This is a genomic window from Streptomyces sp. NBC_01408, from assembly GCF_026340255.1.
Taxonomy (GTDB): domain Bacteria; phylum Actinomycetota; class Actinomycetes; order Streptomycetales; family Streptomycetaceae; genus Streptomyces.
In genome coordinates this window covers 2321725-2323766 of sequence record NZ_JAPEPJ010000001.1, presented here as the reverse complement: position 1 = coordinate 2323766, position 2042 = coordinate 2321725, and the positions used below count along the sequence as shown (strand labels likewise).

Genomic DNA, 2042 nt, shown 5'->3' with positions numbered 1-2042 from the left:
TGTGCATGCTCCAGGTCGGCGTCGGCGGGCGCTCAGGACGTGGCGGCCCGGCCCTTGGTGAGGAATGCGGCAAGCTCGTCGATGCTGGGGTGGTCCCAGATGACGGTGGGGTCGACTTCGATCCCCAGGTGGTCTTCGATGGCGGCGGCGAGCGTCAGGCCTGCGATGGAATCCAGGCCGTACTCGCCGAACTGCGCCGTGCGGTCGATCCGCTCCGGCGCCGTGCCCAGGAGCGCCGCGGACTCGACGGCGAGCCAGTCCGCCAGCGCCTGAACCTCGCCCTTCGACTCCAGCTGATCAGCGGAACCGGTCATGGTGGTCTCCTTCCGTGGGGTGGGATCACGACCTCGCCGCCGGGTGCCGGTCGGGCAGGGGCCTCGCGGTGAGGTCGAAGGCCCGGCCGGCGTGGAACCGGTCGAGCAGCTCGGTGAACAGGGCGTCCTCCGCGTCGGCGGGCAGTGCGACGGCCCTGCCCTGAAGGCGTCCCTGCAGCCGGGCGAGCAGCGCCGCCGGCCAGACCTCGGCGTCGGGCAGCCCGCCCCCGCCCAGGTTGTGACGCCAGATCCCGAGCACCGCCGCCGCGGCCATCACGTGCCCGGTACGGGCCACCAGGCGGGAGGCGTGCGGGCCGGCCGTCAGGGTGACGTCGGCAGGTGCGAGGGCGGCGCAGTCGCGGGCCAGTGCGGCCTGCTCGGCGAGGAAGGACCCGGCGAGGTCGGCGGCCGCACCGCTGAGCGCCGCCGCCGACGTGGCGAGCGAGGCGCTCAGGTGGTCCCGGCCGCCGGCGGAGAGCCGCAGGCGGGCGAAGTCCAGGGGGCCCGGATCGGCCGTGAGGTCGAAGAGCTCCGACGGCGTGTCGTCCGGTCGGCCGGCGGCCCAGGTACGGCGGGCGAGGACGGGCAGCTGCGGCAGCACCGCCGACTCGCAGGCTCCGCGGGCGGCGTGTCCGAAGCCGATGACGCGGACGTCGCGGAGCAGCTTCTGGAAGATCGCCGTGGGCCCGGACCTCAGGTAGAAGTGGGCGCCGAGGAGTTCCGAGAGGGTGTTCATCGCGTCGAGGAGCACGGCGGAGCCGAAGTGCTTGAACACCGAGGACAGCACGCTCGCCTCGGCGGGCAGTACGTGGACGGCCCGGATCGCGGCGGCCCCGAAGCACTCGACGATCAGCAGGTCGGCGAAGACCCCGGCGAGGACGGAGCGCAGGTAGGGCAGTTCGGTGGCGGCCGCCCCGTACAGGGTGCGCGCGGTGAGGTGGCCCAGCGCGACGCGCAGCCCGGTCTCCACGGGGCCGCACACCACGGCGGGCGCGATCGTGCGGGTGATCTGGAAGGAGCGCATCGCCGTCTCCAGGCCTTCACCGGCCCGGCCCAGGATGCTGCCGGGGGGCAGCGGGCAGTCCGCGAACTCCAGACCGTGCAGCTGGACGGCGCGCATGCCGGAACTGCGGAAGCGGGGCAGGTCACGCAGCAGGCTCCGGTCGACGGTGCGCTTGTCCAGGAGGACCTGCGAGTGGCTGCGGCCTCCGGGGCCCTCGTCGGTGCGGGCGAAGACGACCAGCCCCTGCGCCCGCCGGATGTTGCTGACGACCTCTTTGCGCCCGCGCAGGACGGGCACGCCGTCCACGTCGACGACGGCGCAGTCGACGCCGCCCATGTCGTTTCCGTGGGCCAGCTCATGGTAGGCGACGGCGAGCCGGTGGCCTCCGAGCAGCAGCTCGGCGGCGGACTTCTGCTGCCGGTCGTCGCCCGCGAGCCAGACGTTGACCGCGGCGATGAACGAGCTCATGCCGTAGCCCAGACCGACGGAGGGGTCCCGGCGGTACAGGGCCCGCAGCGCCGCCACGAGGTCGTCGAGGCGGGACAGCCGACCGCCCAGTGCGGTCGGGACGAACTCCGCGTCGAACCCGTAGGAGTCCAGGAGCGCCTCGAAGGCTTCGGGCATCGCATCCCGTTCGTCCGCCTCCAGGAGGGTGGTGAAGCCGACGGGGTTGGATCTGTCGAAGGGGTCTCCCAGGAGGCGTTCGAGCTCTCCCACACGGGAAG

Annotated in this window: 2 protein-coding genes; both read right to left on the bottom strand. The window is 73.3% G+C overall.

Annotation, left to right across the window (positions count from 1 at the left end; all coding sequences use genetic code 11):
* Positions 1-32 precede the first annotated feature (32 nt).
* The gene (locus OG447_RS10860) at positions 33-314 is read right to left on the bottom strand and encodes an acyl carrier protein (RefSeq protein ID WP_266936279.1); all 282 of its coding nucleotides are present in this window, start codon (positions 312-314) and stop codon (positions 33-35) included.
* Between the two features lie 25 nt (positions 315-339).
* Positions 340-2034, bottom strand: coding sequence for an acyl-CoA dehydrogenase (locus OG447_RS10855; RefSeq protein WP_266936278.1), 1695 nt, complete (start codon positions 2032-2034; stop codon positions 340-342).
* Positions 2035-2042 lie beyond the last annotated feature (8 nt).